The organism is Pseudoclavibacter endophyticus (assembly GCF_008831085.1).
Classification (GTDB): domain Bacteria; phylum Actinomycetota; class Actinomycetes; order Actinomycetales; family Microbacteriaceae; genus Pseudoclavibacter; species Pseudoclavibacter endophyticus.
On record NZ_WBJY01000001.1, the window covers coordinates 140,912 to 164,359 of the forward strand.

22 protein-coding genes are annotated in these 23,448 nt (G+C 70.7%); 7 read left to right on the plus strand and 15 right to left on the minus strand.

Annotation, left to right across the window (positions count from 1 at the left end):
- Nucleotides 1-42 precede the first annotated feature (42 nt).
- The 14 genes from F8O04_RS00630 to F8O04_RS00690 all read right to left on the minus strand — a co-directional run bounded on the left by F8O04_RS00630 (nt 43) and on the right by F8O04_RS00690 (nt 14,497).
- Nucleotides 43-606 carry a prepilin peptidase gene (locus F8O04_RS00630; RefSeq protein ID WP_158027399.1) on the minus strand — a complete coding sequence of 188 codons (564 nt, stop codon included), beginning with the start codon at nt 604-606 and terminating at the stop codon, nt 43-45.
- Nucleotides 603-4,259 carry a LysM peptidoglycan-binding domain-containing protein gene (locus tag F8O04_RS00635; RefSeq protein WP_158027400.1) on the minus strand — a complete coding sequence of 1,219 codons (3,657 nt, stop codon included), beginning with the start codon at nt 4,257-4,259 and terminating at the stop codon, nt 603-605. The genes F8O04_RS00630 and F8O04_RS00635 overlap by 4 nt, the downstream gene beginning before the upstream one ends.
- 4 nt (nt 4,260-4,263) lie before the next feature.
- On the minus strand, nt 4,264-4,707 hold the full coding sequence (locus F8O04_RS00640) for a TadE/TadG family type IV pilus assembly protein (RefSeq protein ID WP_158027401.1): 444 nt from the start codon (nt 4,705-4,707) through the stop codon (nt 4,264-4,266).
- A 6-nt stretch (nt 4,708-4,713) separates the two neighbouring features.
- On the minus strand, nt 4,714-5,145 hold the full coding sequence (locus F8O04_RS00645; protein WP_188726357.1) for a TadE/TadG family type IV pilus assembly protein: 432 nt from the start codon (nt 5,143-5,145) through the stop codon (nt 4,714-4,716).
- The gene (locus tag F8O04_RS14705; RefSeq protein ID WP_188726356.1) at nt 5,145-5,342 is read right to left on the minus strand and encodes a hypothetical protein; all 198 of its coding nucleotides are present in this window, start codon (nt 5,340-5,342) and stop codon (nt 5,145-5,147) included. The genes F8O04_RS00645 and F8O04_RS14705 overlap by 1 nt, the downstream gene beginning before the upstream one ends.
- A gap of 76 nt (nt 5,343-5,418) precedes the next feature.
- Nucleotides 5,419-6,303 carry a type II secretion system F family protein gene (locus tag F8O04_RS00650; RefSeq protein WP_158027403.1) on the minus strand — a complete coding sequence of 295 codons (885 nt, stop codon included), beginning with the start codon at nt 6,301-6,303 and terminating at the stop codon, nt 5,419-5,421.
- Nucleotides 6,300-7,169, minus strand: a complete 870-nt coding sequence (locus tag F8O04_RS00655; protein ID WP_188726355.1) for a type II secretion system F family protein — start codon at nt 7,167-7,169, stop codon at nt 6,300-6,302. Before F8O04_RS00655 ends, F8O04_RS00650 begins: the two co-directional genes overlap by 4 nt.
- A 1-nt stretch (nt 7,170) precedes the next feature.
- The gene (locus F8O04_RS00660) at nt 7,171-8,928 is read right to left on the minus strand and encodes a CpaF family protein (protein WP_188726354.1); all 1,758 of its coding nucleotides are present in this window, start codon (nt 8,926-8,928) and stop codon (nt 7,171-7,173) included.
- A complete protein-coding gene (locus F8O04_RS00665) occupies nt 8,925-9,839 on the minus strand; it encodes a hypothetical protein (protein WP_158027406.1) in 915 nt (304 codons plus the stop codon). The genes F8O04_RS00660 and F8O04_RS00665 overlap by 4 nt, the downstream gene beginning before the upstream one ends.
- Before the next feature lie 3 nt (nt 9,840-9,842).
- The gene (locus F8O04_RS00670; RefSeq protein WP_158027407.1) at nt 9,843-10,628 is read right to left on the minus strand and encodes an SAF domain-containing protein; all 786 of its coding nucleotides are present in this window, start codon (nt 10,626-10,628) and stop codon (nt 9,843-9,845) included.
- Nucleotides 10,629-10,743: 115 nt separating this feature from the next.
- Nucleotides 10,744-11,349: a hypothetical protein gene (locus tag F8O04_RS00675; protein ID WP_158027408.1), complete on the minus strand. Its 606-nt coding sequence runs from the start codon at nt 11,347-11,349 to the stop codon at nt 10,744-10,746.
- A gap of 647 nt (nt 11,350-11,996) precedes the next feature.
- Nucleotides 11,997-12,527 carry a hypothetical protein gene (locus F8O04_RS00680; protein ID WP_158027409.1) on the minus strand — a complete coding sequence of 177 codons (531 nt, stop codon included), beginning with the start codon at nt 12,525-12,527 and terminating at the stop codon, nt 11,997-11,999.
- Between the two features lie 14 nt (nt 12,528-12,541).
- The gene (purB, locus tag F8O04_RS00685) at nt 12,542-13,933 is read right to left on the minus strand and encodes an adenylosuccinate lyase (RefSeq protein ID WP_158027410.1); all 1,392 of its coding nucleotides are present in this window, start codon (nt 13,931-13,933) and stop codon (nt 12,542-12,544) included.
- A 3-nt stretch (nt 13,934-13,936) separates the two neighbouring features.
- Complete coding sequence (locus F8O04_RS00690) at nt 13,937-14,497, minus strand: low molecular weight protein-tyrosine-phosphatase (RefSeq protein ID WP_158027411.1); 561 nt, start codon at nt 14,495-14,497, stop codon at nt 13,937-13,939.
- Between the two features lie 191 nt (nt 14,498-14,688).
- Between F8O04_RS00690 and F8O04_RS00695 the strand changes: the two genes are divergently transcribed.
- Both F8O04_RS00695 and F8O04_RS00700 read left to right on the plus strand, forming a co-directional pair.
- Complete coding sequence (locus F8O04_RS00695; protein WP_158027412.1) at nt 14,689-14,997, plus strand: hypothetical protein; 309 nt, start codon at nt 14,689-14,691, stop codon at nt 14,995-14,997.
- Entirely contained in the window at nt 14,994-16,568 is a 1,575-nt protein-coding gene (locus F8O04_RS00700; RefSeq protein ID WP_158027413.1) for a hypothetical protein, read from the plus strand. Before F8O04_RS00695 ends, F8O04_RS00700 begins: the two co-directional genes overlap by 4 nt.
- Nucleotides 16,569-16,685: 117 nt before the next feature.
- On the opposite strand, the gene F8O04_RS00705 is transcribed toward F8O04_RS00700, so the two are convergent.
- On the minus strand, nt 16,686-17,105 hold the full coding sequence (locus tag F8O04_RS00705; protein ID WP_158027414.1) for a phage holin family protein: 420 nt from the start codon (nt 17,103-17,105) through the stop codon (nt 16,686-16,688).
- Between the two features lie 133 nt (nt 17,106-17,238).
- Between F8O04_RS00705 and F8O04_RS00710 the strand changes: the two genes are divergently transcribed.
- The 5 genes from F8O04_RS00710 (at nt 17,239) to F8O04_RS00730 (ending at nt 23,444) form a co-directional block, all read left to right on the plus strand.
- A complete protein-coding gene (locus F8O04_RS00710; RefSeq protein WP_158027415.1) occupies nt 17,239-18,348 on the plus strand; it encodes a histidinol-phosphate transaminase in 1,110 nt (369 codons plus the stop codon).
- Nucleotides 18,349-18,469: 121 nt separating this feature from the next.
- The gene (locus F8O04_RS00715; protein WP_158029020.1) at nt 18,470-19,597 is read left to right on the plus strand and encodes a thiamine pyrophosphate-dependent dehydrogenase E1 component subunit alpha; all 1,128 of its coding nucleotides are present in this window, start codon (nt 18,470-18,472) and stop codon (nt 19,595-19,597) included.
- A gap of 113 nt (nt 19,598-19,710) precedes the next feature.
- Nucleotides 19,711-20,676: an alpha-ketoacid dehydrogenase subunit beta gene (locus tag F8O04_RS00720; protein WP_158029021.1), complete on the plus strand. Its 966-nt coding sequence runs from the start codon at nt 19,711-19,713 to the stop codon at nt 20,674-20,676.
- A 23-nt stretch (nt 20,677-20,699) separates the two neighbouring features.
- Nucleotides 20,700-22,145 (plus strand): dihydrolipoamide acetyltransferase family protein, encoded by a 1,446-nt coding sequence (locus F8O04_RS00725; RefSeq protein ID WP_158027416.1) that lies wholly within the window; start codon nt 20,700-20,702, stop codon nt 22,143-22,145.
- A gap of 180 nt (nt 22,146-22,325) precedes the next feature.
- Nucleotides 22,326-23,444: a Glu/Leu/Phe/Val family dehydrogenase gene (locus F8O04_RS00730; RefSeq protein WP_158027417.1), complete on the plus strand. Its 1,119-nt coding sequence runs from the start codon at nt 22,326-22,328 to the stop codon at nt 23,442-23,444.
- Nucleotides 23,445-23,448: the final 4 nt, after the last annotated feature.

Below are 23,448 nucleotides of genomic sequence, written 5' to 3' on the forward strand. Positions count from 1 at the left end.
TCGCGGCCGTGCCGCTGACGTTTGCCGCGCGGTGTCGGACGGCTAGGGATGCACCGACGACGATGCGAAACCGGCCACTGCTGCGGCGCCGGCGCCCACAACCAGGTACGGACCGAAGGCAAGTTCGCTGCTCCCACCTCCTCGGCGCCGAGCGATGAGCAGCACGAGCGCGTGCGGAAACGCGAGCACATAGCTCAGCACGAATGCGAGCCCGAGAGCATGCCAGCCGAACACCGGCAGCAAGGCGGCACCGAGCACCGCCGCGAGCTTCACGTCGCCGAACCCGAGGGTGCCGAACCACGCGAGCACGAACATGGCCGAGCCGGCGACGACGGCGCCGAGGACCGCGAGGGCCACCGGCGCCAGCGCGGTGGTGAGGGCGAACGCGTCGGCGGACGTGCCAGTAATGCCGGAGCCGGAGTCGGAACCGGAGTTCGCCGTCGACAGGAGTCGCCAGACGGTCTCGGTGACGGCGCTCGCGATGACGGCCGCGGCCGCAGGGAACGTGACCCGGTTCGGGATTCGGCGATCGCGCAGATCGGTCACGCTCACCACGATCCCCGTGACGAGGGCGATCGTGAGGCGGATGGCGTCGCCTTCGGTCATGAGGCAAAGGCCCCGTCGCGCTGCGGCATTCGGCGTGCACGGTGACGCCCGCGGTCGATGAGTTCCTGTGTTTCCGGCTCGGGCTCGTAGCCGTCTTCGAAGTCATCGAGTTGCTGTTGCAGCAGCGACACGATGCGCTCGAAACCTTCGTGGTCGGAGGCGAGCAGTTCGGCCTGCAGCGCGTCGCGCCACGCCATCTCGTTGATCGGGTCGATCTCTCGGCCGAGGGCCGCCGTGGTGCGCGCCGCCCCCACATCGCCCATGTCGAGGGCGCGGACGGCGAGCTCGTGACACGTGTCCGCGATCGTCGCGAGCATGTCCATGCGAGTGATCTCGGCCCAACCGTAGAAGCGTTCCTTGACGCCCGCGAAGGGCTGACCGCGCACGAGATCGAGGGCGGCCCGCAGCCGCGGAGCCGGCGCAGTGGCGGGGTCGTTCCCGATCAGCTCGAGCAGCACGTGCCAGTCGGTCGTCACCCTCTCGTCGAGTCGGTAGCCGTCGCTGCCGACGTGAGGGAAATACGGCTGACCGTCGGCCGACGTTCCGAGCCACTTGCGGGCCCGCGTCGCGAGACCGTTGCGGTTGGATGCCGCAGTCTTGCCTCGAGGATCCTTCCCTGGCCAGAAGGCCGCGTGGAATTGCTCGGCCGTCACCCCGGGATGCAGCGCGAGGTAGGCGACGAGCTCGGTCGCGCGCTTGACGGTGCTGTTGTTGATCGTGTGCGTCTGCGGGGTCACGGGCGGGTCGCCTGCGGCTCCGAGCAGTTCGACCGGTCCGAGCAGTCTCACCCACGGGCGGTGGGCGAGTGAGGCGAGCAGGTCGCGGGCGGCTTCGTCGAGGTCATCGGCCTGCCCGCGCGCAGAGGCCCGTCGCCGCAGGCCAGGCCGATCACGCTTGGCGTGTGCGCCGCGTTTCGCAGGACCGGCCTCCCGTACGCCCGCGATGGCGTCGTCGACAGCGGGCGACGCGTCGTCCGCCGCGGCGTCGAGGTTGACCTCGCCCTCCGCGATGGCGGGCGCCGTCGCGGGGTCGGCATTGCGCTGGACGATGTCCGGGGTGGCGTCGATGTCCCGGTCGGCGTTCTCGTCGCGGGCTGCGGCGTCGGTCACGTCCACTGTCGCGAAGCTGCCACGCGCCGCGTCTCCCGGGTCGTCGCCCGTCCGGGTGGTCGCCGCGCCATCCGGCGAAAGCGACAGCGTCCAGTCTCCCGTCTCCTCGCGAAACGTCCGTGCACGGTGTGCAGGTCCGGTCGCCACGCGAGCCAACTCGACGAGTCGGTCGAACTCCGGCTCAGCGATCAGCTGCGGATCGAGCTCGAGCGACCCCGCGTCGCCCGGGAGATGCAGGGTCGCGTCGTGCGGGCCTCGGAGCTCGACGTGCCAACCGCTCTCGACGGCGCCCCCGACGACGGCAGCGATACCGACACGCGGTTCGTCGAGCGCTAGCCCGGCGAGTTCGTCGAGTGCCTCGCCACCGACGGCGTGGCCGAGCACGAGCACCTCGGCGCTCCACGATTCGGCGTCCGGACTCGACGTGCGTGCGACGGTCGGAGACTGGGCATCGAGTCGATGCAGCGCCTGCGCGACGTGTCGGCGGTGCCCCGCGAGCTCGGGCAGCACATCGGCGAGGGCGTCGACATGGCGAATTCGTCCGCTGCCGAGCTGCTCGCTGAGCGCGTCGTCGAACCCCACGAGGGTGAGACGTGTGTCGTCGCCCCACGTCGATGTCGCGAGCTCGATGGCGATAGCCAGTAGCGCCGAGCGCACGAGCTCCGGCTCACCATCGACCGTTATGATCCCGAGTCGTTCCAGGTCGACGAACACCATGGCTCCGCTCGCATCGCTCCCGAGCGAGGCGAGCGCAGGGCACGGCGGTGACGGCTCCCGCACGAGCGGTTGCAACTGCCCGGGCGCGAGCGCCCACGCACTGTGATCGTCGGTGACGGGGACGAAGGGGTCCGGCAGGAGGGTCGGTCCGTCGAGGTAGAAGACGACCTCGGCGGCGTCGACGCGCACGACCGCCACGGGTGGCATGACCTTCGACTCGTCTTGCGCCCATGCAGCGAGGGCGCGCATGGCTCGATCGAGGTGCAGCACGGCGGTCGTCGTGTCGACCGAGCGCAATTCCGTCTCGAAGGCGGCCAACTCGGGCTCGGGCATGGCGATTCGTTCGCCGGGCCGGCGAACGCGGCGTTGGAGCGCACGACGCACGCCGAGCCAACCGAGGAGTCCAGCCGCCAGCACCCCTCCGATGCCGCCGACGGTCTGGAGGTTCACGCCCTCGACGGTCTCGTCGACGTTGACCTGCGCACCGGCCTGGTCGCCCCCGCCGCCCGTGGTGGTCTCAGCCGTACCCCCGACGACCGGATGTGGTGCCGCCCCGGCGGCGTCGACCGGGGGCGTGCTGGCGGACGGCTGGCCCGCGCCCGTCGCACCCCCATCGGTGGGCGGTGTGGTCGTCGGCGCTTCGGGAGGTGCGGCCGACGCGTCGATCGGGTGCGCGGGAACGACGGTCGAGCCGTCGTGCACGCCGTCTGTCCCCTCATCCACACCGTCGTCGGCACCGGGGAGGGAAGTGTTCTCATCGCCGCTGGCGTCAACGTCCCCGACGTCCCCGACGTCCCCACCGTCACCCGGGGCGCCCGGTTCGCCGCCGCCGCGTGCCGCCTCGGCCACCTCGATGACGTCGCCCGGCATGATCGCCGATGGGTTGGCGACGCCGGAAGCGTTCGCGAGATCGTCGTAGCGCTGACCGTCACCGAGATAGGTCTCGGCGAGGTCCCACAGGGTGTCGCCGCCTTCGACGATGACCTGATCGGGGATGGCGTCGTCGCCGCGGGGCCCGGCGGCGACGCCAGATCCGGCGTCGGTCGCGGTGCGCGCCTTATCGCTGTTCTCGGCGCGGGCGTCTGCCGCGTCTCCGGTCGGTGACGCGTCGGGCGGGAGCAGGATCCGCCAACCGGGCGTGAGCCAGAGGTCGTCGGACAGCGCGTCGCCGTCGGGCTGCGGCACGCCCGCATTGCGTTCCACGATCTCGGGGTATCGCGCGCCATCGCCGAGATAGGCGTCGGCGATGCTCCACAGCGAGTCGCCCTCGCGCACGTTCACCGTCTGCGGACCGCTCGGCGCGGCCGCCGCCGTCATCCCCGTCGAGGGCTCGGGGGTCAGCTCGCCGCTCTCGCCCGGGGACATGGACGATGGGACACCGTCTATTCCGTCCAGGAGGTCATGGCCGACGTGCGCGGTAGTGCCGGCCGCCGGTGACGCCGCCTCCGCCGCGTGCGCCGGGCCGACGATCGCGCTGCCACCGATCATCACGACGATGGCGGTGAGGAGCGACGCGGCGAACCGGCGCCCCGGTCCGCGGTGTCCGCGGTGACGCACGGCGCTTCGCCAATCCTTGGCGAACGCCATTCCCTCGAGTGCGACGCCGACGGTGAGGTAGGCCCACGCCGCCCAGGCGAGGAGCGGAACGAGCGTGCCCATCAGGAACGCTCCTCCGAGGTCGGGCGCCGTGATCGCCTGCACGAGCGCGTCCGGTGAAGGGGGCAACGGGTTTCCCGCAAGGGCGACCAGCGCGAGCGGAACGCCGACGACGAGGCCCGCGAGGGCGATGAGGGCACACATGCCACGAGCGATGCGATGCTGCTTCACTGCGCTACTCCTTCGCACGAAACGGATCGACCGGGCTACTGGCGCTCGCCGCCATGGCGCGGGAGCCGCCGAGGCCGGGGAGAGCGGCGTCACTGAGCGAGACGATGCAGGTGACGGTCACCTCCACCGATCCGTAGACCCCGAGGCTCGCGTCGAGTGCGTCAGCGTCGACCGCGACCGAGAGGTCGTCGCAGGGCACGTTCTGCTGCAGGAGCGTGAACCGGGCGGATTCAGTCGCGATCGCCGAGGCTTCGCCCGCATTCGGAGCGAGGGACGCGGCGCGAGCGGCCGCTCCAGCCGCGGATTCGACGGCGACCCCCGTCATCGACAGGCGCCCGGCGACGACCAGCAGCAGCACGATGGCCACGAGCACCGGCGCGATCAGGACAAGTTCGACCGACGCGCCGCCTCGCTCGGCATCATCCCGCCCCCCTTCCTTCGCCAGCACGAGCGCTTACCCGACCCAGCGCTCACGCGGGCCCGAGACCGTCCGCTCGACGTGCACGGGGATGCCGGGAACGAGCGAGGGCGCGCTTCCGGAGATGGTGACCGTGATCGTGGTCTCGGTGATGGCCACGTCGACGGTGACGCCGGTCAGCGCCGTGCCGGAGGCGGCTGCCGATCGGAGCCCCGCCGCAATGGCATCCTCGGCCGAACCCCCCAGCAGGCGGCCCTCTTCGAAGGCCGCCTGCGCCGCGGCCTGGGCCACGTTGCCCGCGTGCAACGTGGTCGCGCCCTGCACGATCGAGAAGAAGAGCACGAGGAGCACGGGAAGCACGAGAGCGGCCTCGACGCTCGAGGCTCCGCGCTCGTCACGGGCGCAGGTCGCGCCTCCGGTGATGATCGGGTGTCGTTCCGGTGGGTGATCGTGCAACTCGGGCGTCACTACTGCGCTCCGGGGAGCTGCGAGACCTGGCCCTCGACGAAGGCGGTCACGGCCGCGATGATGATGCCGCCGATGACCAGCGCGCCGACGACGATGAAGATCCATTCCGTCGTCTCGGCGCCGGATTCTCGTCGGGTGCGCAGTGCGGCGATGCGGGACGCTGCTACTGCAGAGGAGTAGGTGATGAGGGATCGCATGATCGGGCTCCTGTGGTCTCGTAGAAAAGAGGGTGTAGATGGGGCGGAAAATCGGACACGACGATCGAGAAGGGCATTAAGCGAGCAGGTTGAGCACGAGCGGCGTCAGCACGACGCCCACGAACACGAAGGCGAGAAGGGTGAGCGGAACGCTCATTCGTTCGCTCGCCTGATTCGCCTTCGCGTGCTCGTCGGCGAGCAGCTGGCCGCGGAGGGTGCGCCCGCGACCTCGCAGCGACTCCGCGACCGAGGCACCCTCCTCGCCGGAGAGCCGCACGATCTTGGCGACGTCGGCGAGCTCGGGAACGCCGATCTCATCGGCAAGCCCGCCGAGCGCGGTCCACGGAGCGACGCCGGCTAGTCGCGCGCGGGTGAGCTCTTCGCGGATGCGTGCGAACACCCAGGTCGAGCCGACCTCGGACGTCGTCACGAGGGCCTGGCCGGCCGGGGCTCCCCGCTTCCGCTCGACGGCCACGAGCTCGAGGTAGACCGCTACCGCACGGGCGAACTCGGTGCGCGCGGCCCGGGCCCGCACTCGGACGTCGCGGTCGGGGGCAAACCACAGGGCAGCCGCGAGGATCGGTCCGAGAGCGACGGGAACGAGCGCGGGCAGGAGCCCCAGCGCATTCATGACGATGCCAAACACGCTCGGAGCGATGAGCCCGAGCGCCGCGAGCAGGGCCTTGTCACGAAAGAACGTCGACGGTGTCACGCCGACGAGGCGAAGATCCGTCGCCGGGGGCGCGAACACGGGAAGATCGGGCAGATGCGCGTGCACCCATGTGCCCACCCTGACGTCCCACCGCGCGGGCGGGGACGGCTCGGCGGGCGCCGCCGATGTGCCGAGCCGGTCGAGGGCCGCGGCGAGCGCTGGCCGGGACGGCAGAAGGGCGGCGATGAATACCGTGGCCGCGAGGGCCAGGACGGCGCCTGGAAGGGCGAGGGCGATCGCATGCGTCATGCCGTGACCTCCGTCGACAGCATGCGCGGTGCCACGGGCGGACGGGCGATGCGATGCATCCACACGAGAATCGCGGCGTAGACCGCGATCCACGACGCCAGCAGGAGCTGTCCGGTGGGGGACGAATACGGGGCCATGAACGTCCCGGCGAACGGCATCACGGCGAGCAGCAGCAACGTTGTGACGGTGATGATGCGCATGTTCTGCTGCGGCTTCGCCCGGTCGGTCTCGATTGCCCTCCGTGCCCGCACCTCGTCGGAGATGCTGTCGGCGAGATCCTCGAGCGCCCGTGCCAGACCTGGGCCGCGCATGCGCTCGGCGAGGAGCAGGTGCATGACGATGAGATCACAGGTCGCATCGGCCACGTCGTCGGCGAACGACCTGAGCGCCGCCGCCGTGCGCCACCTCGCGTTGATGCGTGCGACCAGGGTCGCCACGTGCGGCCGGATCGTCGCCCCGGCACTCGAAAGACTGGCCGAAATCGTCTGTTCGAGACCGGCCCCGGCGATCGTGAGGCCCGCGAGACTCCGTGTCCAGGACTCGAGCGCATCGAGGCGCTCGAGGCGCTCCCTCGCACCGCCGCTGGCGAACACGGCGGGCAGGAGGAGACTCGCGAGCGGGACACCGACGAGAAATACGACCCAGCCGGTCGACAGCCACAGCACGGCGCCGGCGGCGAGACCACCGGCCGCGAGCATCCTGCGCCGTCTCGACCAGCGCATGCCCGCCCGCAGAGCCCAGCGGGTCGACACCGCCCGGGGCGGAACGGCGGCCGCGGCCTCCCCACGAGCGGGCACCAACCCCGCGACGATCAGCAGCGCACCGACCACGCCGAGGGCGGTGAGCAGTGCCAGGATCGCGGACACGTCAGCGCTCCTCGCCGCGCTCGCCCCGATCGCCGCGAAGGTGCGCGCGGTCGAATCCGGCCTCCTCGAGCGCTTCGAGCGTTGCCCCGGTCGGCAGTGCCACGGGCCGGAGGGCCGCATCGCGGAGGTGGCGCACGTAGATGTCGGCGGCGATTGGACGCGCCACGCCGTCGCGGCTCTCCTCGCCGGGCTGCACCTCCGCGATGTGCGTGATCCTGCGGTGCAGCCGCCCCCGGTGATCCCGCACGCGGCGCACCTGCACGATGAGGTCGATGTGCCTGGCGATTTGCCGGTAGGCATAGGCGTCGGTCGTACCGAGTGACTTGAGGGCGAGCCCCGCGAGACGCTCGATCGTGTCTGTTGGCGAATGCGCGTGAATGGTCGACAGCGATCCGACGCCCGCCTGCATGGCCTGGAACATGGCGTCGACCTCGTCGCCGCGCACCTCACCGACGATGATGCGCTCGGCGTTGAGCCGGAGCGCCTCCTCGATGAGGTCGACGAGCGTGACTTCGCCGGCCAGGCGGTTCGCGGAGCCGCCCTCGCCCTGTCCCGGTCGGAACTGGAGTGGCGTGACGATGTGGTGGCGGTCGCCCATCCGATCGAGGTGCAGCTCGCGTTCCTTCTCGATCGTCACGATCTCCTCGTGCGGCGGAATGCAGTTCGCGAGCGCACGGACGAGCGTGGTCTTGCCGGCACCGGGCGCACCGGCCACGACGATGCTGAGGCCCGCCCGAACCGCCGCGTCAAGGAAGGACGCGGCGTCGGCTGTGAGCGCGCCGTGGACGGCCACGAGGTCGTCGAGGGAGATGTCGACGAACCGATGGATGCGGACGACCACCTTCGGGCGCGGCGAGATCGGCGGGTGCACGGCTGCGAGGCGGGCGTTTCCCGGCAGGTCCATGTCGAGGATTGGCGTGGACGGCGTGAAGCTGCGGCCGTCCTCGCCACTGCGCTGCGCCAGGAAGGCGATGTCAGCGATCAGCTCGGCGTCCGATCGCGCGATCGGCTCGTGGCGCCGGCGCGTTCCGTCGGCGTGGCTGACCCAAACGGTGTCGAAACCGTAGATGTCGATGTTCTCGACCGTGGGGTCATCGACGAGTGGCTGGAGCCGGCCGAGCTTGAACAGGGCGTCGAAGACCGACTGCGCCACGAGGGTGCGAGTCGACGGGGTCCACGCCGCGGCCGCGCCGCCCACGGCGATCTGATCGTCGACGTGGCTCCGAATGACCTCGGCGATGTGGGCTTGCGCGTTGGCGCGCTGCAGCTCCTCGGTCATGGCCGGGTCGTCTTGCATCGCCTGAGTGAGCAGGGTCGAAACGGCGCGGCGCAGTCGCTGCACGATGTCCCAGTCCACCCGCTCTGTTGCTCTGTGCGTTTCCGGCCCCGCCGGCGTGGTGGCGGCGTCAGGCGAGCCGCGGTCCGCGCGGCGGTCAATGCCGTGCGCACCGCGAGCGCCGTCCGTGCCGACGACCGCGGTGCCTGGGAAGTCCGGTGCGGGACGATCGAGCTCGTCGAGGCTTCGGTTGCCGATCGCAGGCGTCATGAAGAGGGGGAGCGAGTTGATTCCCCCGTCGGGCAAACGCGGGCGCCAGGTCGTCGGCGACGCCGCGGCGTCGCCGACGGTGTCCCCGCCGGGCCCGGGAGCGGACCCGGCGGGCGAGGGAGGCCGGTGGTCGCCGCGCGTGGCCGCAGGTCGCGATCGCCGTCTCCCGGCACGCTCGCCGTCGACGCCGTCGAAGTCCGGCCACTGCTTCATCGGGCGGCTTCCCGTCGCTCGACGGACCATGCCGCGGGCCCTCCCACTCGTGCATCCCGCCCCGCGTCAGCGCCGGCGGCGCTCTGGCCGGGCCCGACCCCCGAGGCGGCCGCGGGGTCGATCAGCTCGCGGCGGCTGGCGATCGCCCTCGTCGCACCGTCAATGAGTGCCCCGACGGAGCGCTCGTACGCGCGGCGCTGACCTCGCCGGACGGTGCCGCCGGGTACGCCGAGGCAGTGGACGGCTGCGGCGTCGGGCGCGTACGGCAACGAGCCGACGACGGGTAGGCCGGTCACGCGACGGATCTCAGCGGACGAGTAGTTCTCGGCGGCCCGCTCGATCAGCACCAGGCGCAGCGCCGTGCCGTGCCCGACATCGTCGAGGAGGGTGGCGAGGTCACCGAGGCGCGTCGTGCGACCGGTCACGGCAGCCGTCGTGGCCGCGATGTCCGGCAGCGTCGTGCCCGTCGCCACGAAGACGAGATCGGCGGATGCGACGAGCGCCGCACGGGGGTCGTCGGCGTCGCAGCGCCCGAGATCCACGATGACATCGGTGCCGGCAGCATCCAATGAGCCCAGCGCCGGCAGCAGGTCGGCCCAGAACGTCGCGGCACCGCGAGCGGCCCCGAGCGTCGAGAAGCCCGGCACGAGTCGTCGGTCAGGGCGGAGTTCGACGGAGTTCGCCAACATGAGGGACGGGCTGAGCTCGCCGTGCGTCGCGGCGCTCGCAAGATTGGTGAGGCCGGCCAGGTGCGGCACCTGTCCGCGCAACCTCCCGGCCAGGATCGAGCTCGTCGTCGACGTATCGGCCTCGACGAGCATGACCGGCCGGTGCCAGCCCATCGCCATCGCGACGGCCGTCGTCGTCGTCCCGGGGGAGTGGCCGAGTGCGCTGAGGGTGATGATCGCCACGGGTCACTCCTCGCCGCTGCCGTCGAGCACGATCGAGATCCGGCCGGTTGCGGCACGTGCCGCCACGTCTGCCGCGACGCCCGTTGGCACCACGACGTCGACGACGAGCGCACCCGTCCTGTCGTCGGTGCGCGTTGCGAAGACGACGGCATCGATCGTGAGCGGCGCCTCGACCGGTGGCTCGCCCTGTGCCACGGGGGTCGACACCAGACGGATCCGGTCGCCGGCGCGCACGCCTGATGACGGCACCTGGCCGACCGCGACGGCAACCCCGACGATCGAGGTGCCTGGCTCGACCGGAAGCGACCCCTGCACCGTGCCTGTCGTCAGCAGCGACCCCGCCGGCAGGTCGACGGCGGCGTGCTGGCCGATGAGCGTCGCGGCGTCGGCGGCGGGTATCGCGTTGGTGTGCTGGCCGCCGACGATCTCGATCGAACCGAGGTCGGTCGCCTCGATCACGTCGCCCTTCGCGAGGTCGGCGGCGGCGACCACGACGGTGACCGATGTCGAGAGGTTCGAGAAGGTGACATAGCTCGTGAGCGCCGCGACGAGCACGAGGACGACGCCGACCGCGATGAGCAGCGGACGCCGGCGCTGGCGCGTGGGCGAGGCCTCGCGGTCGCGGCGATTGACCGGATCCGGGTCGGCAGCACCGCCGACCCGCCGTGGCGGGGCGCCGCGCGGCGGCGCGCTCGCGTTCGTCGGCGCGGCGCGCGGGGCTGACGTCGCCGCCGTTGTCGTGGCCGCCGTTCGCGTCGTCCCCCGACTCGTCGACAGAGCGTCCATCATCGAACTCCCCCGGATCGTGATGATGCCCGGTTCTTCCCCTTCGTTGGCCCGAGCGCGGTCAACCTACACAGGCCCAGTGACGAGACATGCGCCTGATGTCGTCCGTGTCGTTCCGTTACCACGATCCGAGTCGCTCGACCTCCGCTGCCACGGCCTGCTTGAGGCGCGCCCGCACGCGGTGGGCACGGCGCACGATCGAGGCATCACCGATCCCCAGTTCGTGGGCGAGGCGCTCGCGGTCGCCCTTGGCTCCGAGGTCCACGGCCGCGATGACGCGCACGTCCTCGCTCGTGATTGCGTTCGATTCGAGTCCCCAGCGCAGTACGGCGGCGAGTTCGTCGACGGCTCCCGGGGCGGGTTCCTCGGCTTCGCGCAGCCGCGTCATCGTCTCGGGGTCGGTTGTGAGCTCCGGCGACGTGACGTGCGACGAGTGGGTGCGCGTCACGATCGCGAGCGCGTCCATCCCGAGCCGGTGAAGGATGGCCGTCGTCTGCGATTCCGGGTGCACGCGAATCGCTTCCCACATCGCGCCGAGCGCGATCGCCTGCGCGTCACGCAGCGGGAGGTTCCGCAGACCCCGGCAGGTGCGGGTGAGATGGACGACGCGGGGAAGCATCGCCATGAGCAGCACCTGATCGGCGCCGGCGTGACCTGATTTCGCGAGCGCCACGAGCTCGCGGGCGAGCCGATCGCGCTCCGCGTAGTCGTCCGGGTTCCGCACCGCGCGCAGAAGGTCGAACGGCCGCCATTAGCCGAGCGGACCATAGTCGAGGGTGCGCTGCGCCGCGCGCTGCCAGTGCGAGGTGAGGTCGGTGACGCAGTACTGCGAGGAGGCGGTTGTCCACATGGTGCTGTCCCTTCGGATCGGTGTCAGCACTCACCGTCGAGATCCGCCCTTGGTCAGACTCTTGAATGGTTCACGAAACTCCTGGTCACAGCGGGGAGTCGCGGGATCGCCATGCTCGCCCGCCGGGCGGCGGCGCGACGCACGGCTCGGGCACCACATCTCGCCGGAAAGCGGCGTTCGGCGCCCGATGATCGCCCGGTCGCGTGCGTGGCGACGGGCGCCCTGTCGAAGATTTGCCCGGAGGCACTCGCCCGGCGCGCGACGGGTCAGAGGACCGAGCCCGGCGCCGCAGCGCGACGACCGCCGGTGTCCCCGGGGGCCGGCGCCCCGGTGCCGCTCGCTCCCGTGCCGTCAGATTCGCGGCAGCCGGTCGCCGCCGGAATCATCTCGAGCGCGCCACCGAGAATTGGGGCAACGTTCACCGACGACACGCCGGGGACTACCGCCCCGACGAGTCCTGCGGGTGCCGGGCCGGGCCGGGCACCCTCCGCGTTACTGCGTTACCGCGTTACCGGGCGACGCTACCGCCGGAGCGCCGACGGCCGGGGGAGCCCCAGGTCTTCGAGCAGGTCGCCGAGGGCGCGGTCGAGCTCGGCGCCGCCCTGCCTGATCTTGTTGCTCTCGAACCCCGCGAATTGCGCGCTCGGCACGTCGAAGCCGAGCGTCGTGCCCGGCTCGCTGGTCGTGTGGGCCTCGATGCGCAACGACGAGTAGAGCGCGGCCGCGGGATCGTGCCGGAACATCCGCGCGGCGATGCCGTGGTGCACAAGGAGCCACAGCACGCTCTTCGCCGAATTGCCCGCGTGGCGCATGACCACGTCGGGCCGCGACGTCCACACTCGCACGAAGCCGCTTGGCGACTCCCACTGCACCCCGCGCACGAACGCGGGCCAGTCGGTGTCCTCGGCGAGGCGACGCGCGGCATCCGGCTCGGAAAGTGCGGGGACGGCGGCCTCGAACGCCGCGACGAGCGCGTCGAAGTGCGCGTTCGTCGCGAGCCGGATGCGCCTTCCGCCGTACTCGACCTCGGTCTCGTTCGCGGAGTAGCTCACGATTCCGGCGTCGCCTACGCGGACGTGTCCAGGTGGTCGACGAGCTGCGACGAGCGGCCCGTGTACGTCCCGGGCGTGAGTTCGAGCAGCCGCGCCTTGGCCTCGTCACCGATCTCGAGGCCATCGACGAACGCGGCCAGGTCGTCACGGCCGATGCGGCGACCGCGCGTCAGCTCCTTCAGCACCGCGTACGGGTCGGCGATCGACGAGCGCCCCGCCACGATCTCGGCGCGGATCACGGTCTGGATCGCCTCGCCGAGCACCTCCCAGTTGCTCTCGAGCTCGGCCGCGAGCAGCTCGCGGTCGACGTCGATCTCGTCGAGCCCGCGGCGCGCGTTGTCGAGCGCGAGCAGGCTGTGCCCGAAGCCGACGCCGATGTTGCGCTGTGTCGACGAGTCGGTGAGATCGCGCTGCAGGCGCGAGGTGACGAGCGTCGAGCCGATCGAATCGAGGATCGCGTTCGAGAGCTCCAGATTCGACTCGGCGTTCTCGAAGCGGATCGGGTTGATCTTGTGCGGCATCGTCGACGAGCCCGTCGTGCCGGCCTGCGGGATCTGGCGGAAGACACCGCGAGAGATGTAGGTCCACACGTCGGTGCAGAGGTTGTGCAGCACGCGGTTGAAATGCGCTATGCCGGCGTAGAGCTCCGCCTGCCAGTCGTGCGACTCGATCTGCGTCGTCAGCGGGTTCCACGTGAGCCCGAGTTCGCCGACGAACTCGGCCGCGACGGCCTCCCAGTCGACATCGGGCGCCGCGACGGAGTGCGCGGCGAAGTTGCCCGTCGCGCCCGCGAACTTGCCGAGGTACTCGGTGTCCTCGACGCGGCCGAGCACGCGGCCCAGTCGATGCGCGAACACCGCGAACTCCTTGCCGAGCGTCGTCGGCGTCGCCGGCTGGCCGTGCGTGAGCGACAGCATCGCGTCGTCGCGGTGGGTGACCGCGAGCTCGCCGAGCTTCGTGACGAGCTCCTGCGCCTTCGGCAGCCACACCTGCTGCACGGCCGCGCGGATCGTGAGCGCATACGAGAGGTTGTTGATGTCCTCGCTCGTGCACGCGAAGTGCGTGAGCTCGGCCACGGCCGCGAGTCCTCGCTCTTCGAGACGGCGCCGCACGAAGTACTCGACGGCCTTCACGTCGTGTCGCGTGCGCGCCTCCTCGGCGGCGAGCTCGTCGATCGACGCCTGATCGAAGTCGGTCACGACCGCGCGGAGCGCCGATTTCTGCTCGGCCGTGAGCGGCGCCGAGCCGAACATCGAGCGGTCGGTGAGGAAGATGAGCCACTCGATCTCGACGTGCACGCGCGCCCGGTTCAGGGCGGCCTCCGAGAGATGCTCGCCGAGTGGCCCCATCGCTGCGCGGTAGCGCGTGTCAAGCGGACTCAGCAGCTGAGGGGGCAGTGTCGACATGTATCACTCCTTGGGCGCCGGCTCGGGCACCGGTGCGGTGGGCGGTCGGCTCATCTTGGCGGCCCGCACGACCGGCAGCATCTGCTGCAGCAGCGCGCGGCAGGGCGCCTCGATCTGGTCGCGAACCTGGTCGAAGAGCTCGTCGTTGCCATAGTACGGGTCGAGGATCTCGGCCTCCGGCCCGCTGTCGTCGAGAAACGACAGGAGAGGGCGGATCAGCGCGCGATCGTCCTGCGTCGGCGCCCACGAGCGCAGGATGCGTCGCTGCCCACGATCGAACGTGATGATGAGATCGAAGTCCGAGAACCACGCGAGCTCGAACTGGCGCGCACGCTGGAGTTCGCCCCGGTAGCCGGCACGGTCGAGAGCCTGGCGCGTGCGCGGATCGACCCGTTCACCGACGTGCCACTCGCCGGTGCCCGCAGAGGCGATCGAGACGTCGTCGCCGAGGCCCACCTCTTCGACCATCTGGCGGAACATGACCTCGGCCATCGGCGAGCGGCAGATGTTGCCCGTGCACACGAAGCAGATGCGCACGATGGGGCGGCGGTCGGTCGTCGACATAACACCAATTGTCCAGCCCCAGGTGAACATCGCGTTCCACCAAGACGACACTTCCTCGTCTTTCGGTTGTGGACGGCGATTCATCCACAGGCGATTGCCCGCTGCCGAGCCGCACGGCATCGCACGGTGCACCATGGCGTCGCACAGCAACGAGCCCACTTCGGTGGTGCGATGACGAGAGGGGCCACCCCGTGAACGACGCGCCACCGGCAACCGGTTCCGTTCATGCTGGGGGGCCGTTCGCCGATCAGCACGTCGTGCTGCGGATGCAGGTGGAGGCGTGCCTGCTGCGCCTCGACGACCTCCTGCGCGTGCTTTCCGCCGACGCACCGGCCGGCATGGCCGCAACGCGCTCGGTGGAATGGCGCGGCCCGGCGGCCGTCGGCGTCGAGCTCATCGCAGAAGGCTCGGAGTTCGCGCGGGCGGTGCTCGTCGACGGCGTGAGTGCGGCGCTCAGCCAATACCGCAGCGCCTCGATGAAGCTTCAGGCGACGGCGTGAGCGTGCAGGTCGACACCGACGCGATCCTCGTCGTCGCGGCGCACCTCGAGGTCGTCGCCGACGAGCTCGACGAACAGCTGCGGCTCATGGCGGGCGTGACCTGGCTGCCCGCCGAGTCAGCGCTCCACATCTCGCTTCCCGACATCACCGCCGGCTCGGTCGCAGTGGCGCTCATCGTGCCGGGTCTGACCCTGTACGCGACGCAGTTCAGGATGCTCGCGGGCCAGTTCCGCGCCGCCGTCGCGCTCTACGAGACGGCCGAGGCCGCCGCCCAGGCTGCCGTCGAGGCGGCGGCCGAAGCCGCCGAGGCCATGGCAACGTGGCTCGCCGCGCAGGCGCTCGCGTTCCTCCTGTTGACGCCGGCCGGGCAATCTCTGACGATCCTGTTCGTCGCCTGGGCCGCGGCCGGCATCTCGCTGACCCAGGGGCTCGCGTGGTTCGTCTACGGGACGCACGGGCAGCACGCGCCCAGCCTGCTCGACGAGCTCGTCGACGAGGTCAACTGGCAAGACGTGATCCGTTTCGTGGTCGGCACGGCCGGCCGCCTGCCGTTCGCCGCCATCCCGCCCGCGTTGCAGCCCCTCATCGACGTGAACGGTGCGGTCGGCGTCGCCGCAATCGCCTATGCGGTCGCCGTGCAGCTCGGTGTCCTGCGGCCAGGAACGTACTCGGTGATCGATCACGTGACGACGCACGCCAACCGCGCCGACCCCGCGCCAGGCTTCCGGGTCGGGCCGTCCCCCGGTGTCACGACGCCGCCGACCATCGGGTCGCTGGTCTCGGGCATCCCGCCCTCGAGCGACGGCGAAGCGCAGGTCTCGGTGACGACCCACGGGAACCGTGCGGGGGAGAAGATCCACGAGATCGCCATCACCGGCACATCCAACCAGGGGTTCGGCACCGACGGGCAGCCGCTCGACAACCAGGGCAACGTCGGCACCTACGCGGGCAGTGACGCGGAATCCGTCGCGGCGGCACTCGCCGCCATTCAGGCGGCGGGGGTGCCCGAAGGAGCCACCGTCGTCCTGGCCGGTTACTCGCAGGGCGCCATGGTGGCGCAGGCGATCGCCGCTTCCGGCCTGTACAACGTCGAGTTCCTCTCGACGATCGGTACCCCGGCTCGCCCGATCGGCGTACCCGACGGGCTCACCGTGGTCGAAGTCGAGCACGGCGCCGACCCCATCGTCGGCCTGCAAGGCCCGCGGCCGGGCGATCATGACGGCGCCGTCGTCGTGACGACCGATCCGGTGCTCGACCCCGCCGAGCCCGCCCACCAGGGCCCGATGGGCAACCACTCGCTCTCCGCATATCAGGCGAGCGCCGACGCGCTGGCGACGTCGACAGATCCGCAGGTGCAGGCGGCACACGCCGAACTCGCCGCGATCTTCGAGGGGTACGAGGCCGAGACCACCCAGCTCATCACGGTCGAGCGAGCCGATGCCCCACCCGTCGCGGGAACCGTGCCGTGGGCGGTCGAGGGCGTGAACGACACTGTCGACCAGTACGGCGACGGTCTCGTCGAGGCCGTCACGAGCACCGGCGACGGCATCGCCGGGGGCGGGCGGGCCTAGATCATCGTCCGCACGCGTGGCGCAGAGCGCGCCGCGCGGACGGCGTCGATATCGAGACGGCGTCGGTGTCGGGATGGCGCCGATGTCGGGACGGTACCGCCGATCGGACGGCCGGGCTTACCGTTCCTTGGAGGATCGGTCCGCACTCGAACGGCGGTCGGTCAGGCGTTTCGCGATGCCGCCGAGGATCGCCGTGAGGATCGACATGACGATAGCGGCGCCGATCGCCCACCAGAAGTTGTCGACGGCGAGTCCGAAGCCCATCAGCTCGCTCACCCAGGCGACGATCCAGAACAAGAATCCGTTCACGACGAGCGCGATGAGCCCGAGCGTGATGACGTAGAAGCAGAAGCCGACAAGACGGATCAACGAACCGATCGTGGCGTTCACAACACCCCAGATGACGCCGAGGAGTACGTACGTCACCACGAGCGCGACGACGGTGTCGGCGTACGGCTCGACGCGAACACCGCCGAGAATCAGCGTCGTCAGCCACAGGGCGACAGCATTGACCACGATGCTCAACAGAAAGCGCATGCGCACATCATCTCGGCGATGAGTGAATCACCGCTGGACGACGCGCGGAAGTCGCCGATGCCGCTCGGACGGGCCCCGTCGCCGAGGGGGCCGCGCGCGTGGCCGTGTCCGCGCGCGCCCGTAAGATGAGGCAATGACCGAAACCCCAGTCGTGCTGCGCCCCGCGATCCTGGCGCAGGCCGCCTACCAGCAGGGGAAACCCGCCGGGCCGAACGACGTCAAGCTCTCGTCGAACGAATTGCCGTTCGCCCCGCTGCCCTCGGTGCTCGCCGCTGTGCGCGCCGCCGACGCGCTGAACCGATACCCCGATGCGACCGCCGCTCGACTGAGGGGTGCGCTCGCGACCCGATTCGACGTTGCCGCAGACCAGGTCCTCGTCGGTGCGGGGTCGGTCGCACTCCTGTACGCCGCAGCGCTCGCCGCGGCCGGCCCCGGCGACGAGATCGTCTACGCCTGGAACAGCTTCGAGGCCTATCCGGGCATGGTCACCGTCACGGGCGCGACGAGCGTGCAGGTCCCGCTGCGCCCCGACGCGACCCACGACCTCGACGCGATGGCCGAGGCGATCACCGACCGGACTCGCCTCGTCATCCTCTGCACGCCCAACAACCCGACAGGTCCCGTCATCGCCCACGACGATCTTGTGGCGTTCCTCGATCGGGTGCGCGACGACCTGCTCGTGCTCGTCGACGAGGCCTATGTCGAGTTCGTCACCGACCGCGGCGCGGCGGATGCGTCGAAGCTGCTCGGCACGTACCGGAACATGATCATGGCGCGCACGTTCTCGAAGGCGTGGGGCCTCGCGGGCCTTCGGGTCGGCTACCTGATCGGCGACGCCCAGGTCATCCGCGGCATCCGGTCGGCCACGATCCCCCTCAGCACCACGGGCCAGGCCGAAGCTGCCGCGCTCGCCGCACTCGAGGCGAGCGACGAGGCCGCGAGGCGCGTGACCGAGGTCACCGTCCGCCGCAATGAACTCTCGCGCGCGCTCCGCGACCAGGGATGGGACATTCCCGACTCGCAGGCGAACTTCGTCTGGCTCGCCACGCGCGAGCGAACGGCCGAGGCCGACAGCATCCTGCGCGAGCACGGGATCATCGCCCGCCCCTACGAGAGCGTCGGCATCCGTGTCACGATCGGCGACGACGCCTCGGTCGTGCGCATCCTCACCGCCACCGCGGCCGTCATCGACCGCTACCCCTACCTGCGCCGCGACCAGAGCGGCCTGCCCGAGTACGCCTGAGTGCGGCGGTGCCGCCGACCGGTTCCCACCCGTCCCGATCACCGGCACGACTTACACTGACGAGGCGCGCTGAGGCGCGATGTGAAGGAGGGCCCCGCCCGTGACGTTGGACGACCAGTCGATGCGATTCGATGTGCTGGACGACCAGACCGTGCAGATCCTGACCCCGGACGGCGAGGTCAGGCCGAATGATGCCGCCCGCACGTACCTCCCGGCACTCGACGAGCTGACGCTCGACGACTACCGGGCCGCGTACCGCGACATGCGACTCGTTCGGGCCTTCGACAACGAGGCCACCAACCTCCAGCGGCAGGGTCATCTCGCCCTGTACGCCCCGCTCGAGGGGCAAGAGGCCGCGCAGATCGGCTCGGCCTACGCCATGCGGCCGCAGGATGCCGTGTTCCCCTCGTACCGCGAACACGGTGTCGGCCTCGTGCGAGGCATCGACCTCACCCGCGTGCTCTCGGTCATGCGCGGCGAGACGCAGGGCGGATGGGATCCGGAAGAGACCGGGTTCCGTCTTTACACCTTCGTCATCGGCTCGCAGACGTTGCAGGCCACCGGCTACGCCATGGGCCAGCAGTTCGACGGCGCCACCAACACGGGCGACCCCGAGCGCGACGAGGCCACCGTGGTGTACTTCGGCGACGGCGCGACGAGCCAGGGCGACACCAACGAGGCGCTCGTGTTCGCGGCCAGCAACCGTGCGCCGGTGCTGTTCTTCCTGCAGAACAACCAATGGGCCATCTCGGTGCCGAGCTCGGTGCAGTCACGCACGCCCTTCGCGCACCGGGCGGCCGGATTCGGCATGCCGTCGGTGCGCATCGATGGGAACGATGTCATGGCCGCGTACGCCGCCTCACGGACGCACCTCGAGCGCATCAGACAGGGCGGCGGCCCCGCCTTCATCGAAGCGATGACCTACCGCATGGGGGCGCACACGACGGCAGACGACCCGACCAAATACCGCACGAGCGAGGAAGAGGCGTACTGGAGGCAGCGCGACCCGATCGACCGACTCGAGCGCTACCTGCGAGCCCAGGGCACCGGAGACGACTTCTTCGATGCCGTCGAGCAGGCCGCCAAGGCGTACGCCCTCGAGATCCGCGACGGCACCCTCGCGCTTCAATCGCCGCCGCGCACCGTCATCTTCGAGCACATCTACAGCGAGCCCCACCCGCTCGTCGACGAGGAGCGGGCCTGGGCCGACCGCTACGAGGCATCGTTCACCGAGGAGGCCGCGCAGTGACCGCGATCGAACAGCAGCCGACCGGGGCGACGACCACCGACGTCTCGGGCGCGACGCAATCGGCGGAGTCGAACCGGCCGGAGGCCAAAAAGGAGCGGACCGGAACGGTCACGCTGCCGTTCGGCCGGGCCATCAACCTCGGCCTGCGACACGCGCTCGAAGACGACCCGAAGGTGCTCGTCATGGGCGAGGACATCGGACCTCTCGGCGGCGTGTTCCGCGTTACCGAGCATTTGCAGCGCGATTTCGGCAGCGATCGCGTACGCGACACCCCACTCGCCGAGTCGGGCATCATCGGCACGGCGATCGGCCTCGCGTATCGCGGCTACCGCTCCGTGTGCGAGATCCAGTTCGATGGATTCATCTTCCCCGCCTTCGACCAGATCACGACGCAGCTGTCGCGAGTCACGCGACGCCACGAGGGCCGCCAGCCGGTGCCCGTCGTGATCCGGGTGCCGTACGGCGGCCACATCGGCTCGATCGAGCACCACGAAGAGAGCCCGGAGGCCTATTTCGCCCACACCCCGGGCCTCCGCGTCGTCGCCCCGTCGACCCCGAACGACGCCTACTGGATGATCCGTCAGGCCGTCGCGCAGAACGACCCGCTGCTGTTCTTCGAGCCCAAGAGCCGCTACTGGCACAAGGGTGAGGTCCACCTTGATGAACCGGCGGCGCCGCTCCACGCCTCGCGGGTCGCGCGCACGGGAACGGACGTCACGGTCGTCGGCTGGGGCGGCATGACCACCGTGCTGCTGCAGACCGCCGCGCTCGCCGAGACCGAGGGAACGAGCCTCGAAATCGTCGATCTCCGTTCGATCTCGCCGATCGACTACGGGCCCGTGCTCGAGTCGGTCCGCAAGACCGGCCGCCTCGTGGTGGCGCAGGAGGCGCCGGGGAACGTGTCCGTCGCGAGCGAGGTGGCCGCGACGATCGCCGAGCGTGCGTTCTACTCGCTCGAGGCGCCAGTGCTGCGCGTCACCGGCTACAACACCCCGTTCCCGCCGTCGAAGGTCGAGTCGCACTACCTCCCCGACCCCGACCGGATCCTCGAAGCCGTCGACCGCGCGCTCGAGTACTAGCAGCCGAGTACTGAGGAGCACACATGAGCACCACGAACTTCGAACTGCCCGACGTCGGAGAGGGCCTCACCGAGGCGGAGATCGTGCAGTGGCACGTCCGCCCCGGAGACCGGATCGAACTCAATCAGACACTCGTCGAGATCGAGACGGCGAAATCGCTCGTGGAGCTGCCGAGCCCCTTCGAGGGGACCGTCAGCGAGGTTCTCGTGAGCGAGGGCACCACGGTCGACGTTGGCAGCGTCATCCTCACCGTGTCGATCGCAGCCGACGGCCGCGGGGCGGATGCTGGAGAGCAGGTCAGCGCCGCGGAGGCCGATCGCGAGTTCGAAGAGGCGAGGGCCGACACGGCGTCGACGATCCAGCACGAGGGCGAATCATCCGGGAGCGTGCTCGTCGGCTACGGTCTCGGCGATGCCCCCTCCTCGCGTCGCGGCCGGCGTGGCGCCCGGCGAGCCCCCGGGCAGGGCCCCGCAGGTGCCGACGGTGCTGCACAGAACGCCGGCGCACAGGCGGCGAAGTCGGCGCTGGCGGAGCAGGCCGCCGCGACCGCGACCGAGCCGGCGAGCGCAGGACCGAAGCGACTGACCAGCGTGCCGGCAGCATCCGCCACACCGATCATCGCGAAACCGCCGATCCGCAAGCTCGCCCGCGACCTCGAGGTCGATCTGCAGACGGTCGAGCCGACCGGGCTCGTCGGCGAGATCACCCGCGACGACGTGATTCGCCACGCCCAGCAGGCGAGCCTGTTCAAGAACCTCGAAACGCCCGCCTGGGGCGACGTACGCGAGGAGCGCCACGCCGTGAAGGGTGTGCGCAAGGCGATCGCCAACGCCATGTCGACGTCGATGTTCACGGCACCGCACGTGACGCTGTTCGTCGATGTCGACGCGACGCGAACCATGGAGTTCGTGAAGCGGCTCAAGACGTCACCGGACTTCGCGGGCGTGAAGGTGTCACCGCTCCTCATCGTCGCCAAGGCGGTCATGTGGGCGATCCGCCGGAATCCGACGACGAACGCGGCGTGGACCGACGAGGAGTACACGGTCAAGCACTTCGTGAACCTCGGCATCGCCGCGGCGACGCCGCGCGGCCTCATCGTGCCGAACATCAAGGATGCGCACGGCATGTCCCTGCACCAGCTCGCGCAGGCCATCGAGCAGCTCACCCTCCGCGCTCGGGACGGCAAGACGCCACCGGCCGAGCAGCAGGGCGGCACGTTCACCATCACCAACATCGGCGTGTTCGGCATGGACTCGGGAACGCCCATCCTCAACCCGGGCGAGGTCGGCATCCTCGCCCTCGGCACGATCAAGCCGAAGCCGTGGGTCGTCGACGACGAGGTGCAGGTGCGTCGGGTCACGACGCTCACCGCCTCGTTCGACCACCGGCTCGTCGATGGTGACGTCGCCTCGCGCTTTCTCGCCGACGTCGCGACGATCATCGAGGAGCCAGCCCTGCTGCTCGACTGACCCGGGGCGGCACCCTCGCTCCGGTCGTTCTGCCCCGTTCCGCCGCGCCGCGACAGACGAATGGCCGTGCCGGACGGCGATATCCGCAGCGTCGTCCCGAAATTCCCGGGGCGATGGACGGGCCCGTTCCGGCGGCGTCAAGATGCCTCCAGGACAAGGTCGGTCGGAGGGATTGTTGCGGTGAGCATCGAACAGGTCATCAGCGAGTGGGAGGGCCAGGTCGGCTGCGTCGGCTTCGACCACGAGACCGGGGCGTTCTTCAGCATCGCCATCCACTCGCGAGCGCTCGGCCCCGCCGCGGGCGGCACACGCGCGATGCGGTATGCGGGGTTCGACGAGGCGCTCCGTGACGCGACCAGGCTCGCTGGCGCGATGACCCTGAAGATGGCGATCGCCGGGCTGCCGATGGGCGGCGGCAAGTCGGTCATCGCCCTGCCGGCGCCTCGGAACGAGCTCTCGGAGGCGACGTGGCGGCGCATCCTCGAGGTGCACGCCGAGAATCTCGCGACCCTCGCGGGCCAGTACTGGACCGGCCCCGACGTCGGGACCTCGGCCGCCGACATGGACGTGCTCCACGAGCGGAGCGGCGGTTTCGCGTTCGGTCGCACCGAGGCGGCCGGAGGGCCGGGGTCGAGCGCGCCCGAGACCGCGCACGGCGTGCATGTGGCGATCCACGCCGCGATCCGCGAGGCCGGGTTCGACGACCTCGAAGGCCGCCGGGTGCTCGTGCAGGGGCTCGGCGCTGTCGGCTACGACCTCGCGGCGCGCGTCGCGGCCGACGGGGCCCGCGTCATCGCCACCGATCTCGACGCGGCGCGGTGTGAGCGGGCGCGCCGCGAGCTCGGGGCCGAGATCATCGAGGGCGATGCCGTGCTCGCGACCCCGTGCGACGTGTTCGCCCCGTGCGCGACGGGCGGCGTCATCACCGCGGGCGTCGCCGCGGAGCTTCCGGCGCGAGTCATCGCGGGCGCCGCGAACAACGTGCTCGATGCGCCGAGCACCGCCGACGCGCTCGCGCGCAGGCGTATCGTGTTCGCCCCCGATTTCGTCGCGAACGGCGGCGGGGGCATCCACCTGGTGGGTCGTGAGGTGCTCGGCTGGAGCCCCGACGAGGTCGCTGCCCACGTGGAGGGCATCGGCACGACGCTCTCCGAGGTGTTCGAGCTCGCACGGCACGACGGGGTCAGCACGGAGCGCGCGGCCCGGATGCTCGCGCAGCAACGGTTCGAGGCGCCGATTGCGGCGCCCGCCGCGCCCTCGGCGTCCACGGGACGTGCTGCCCCGGCCCTCGCGGAGTAGCCGC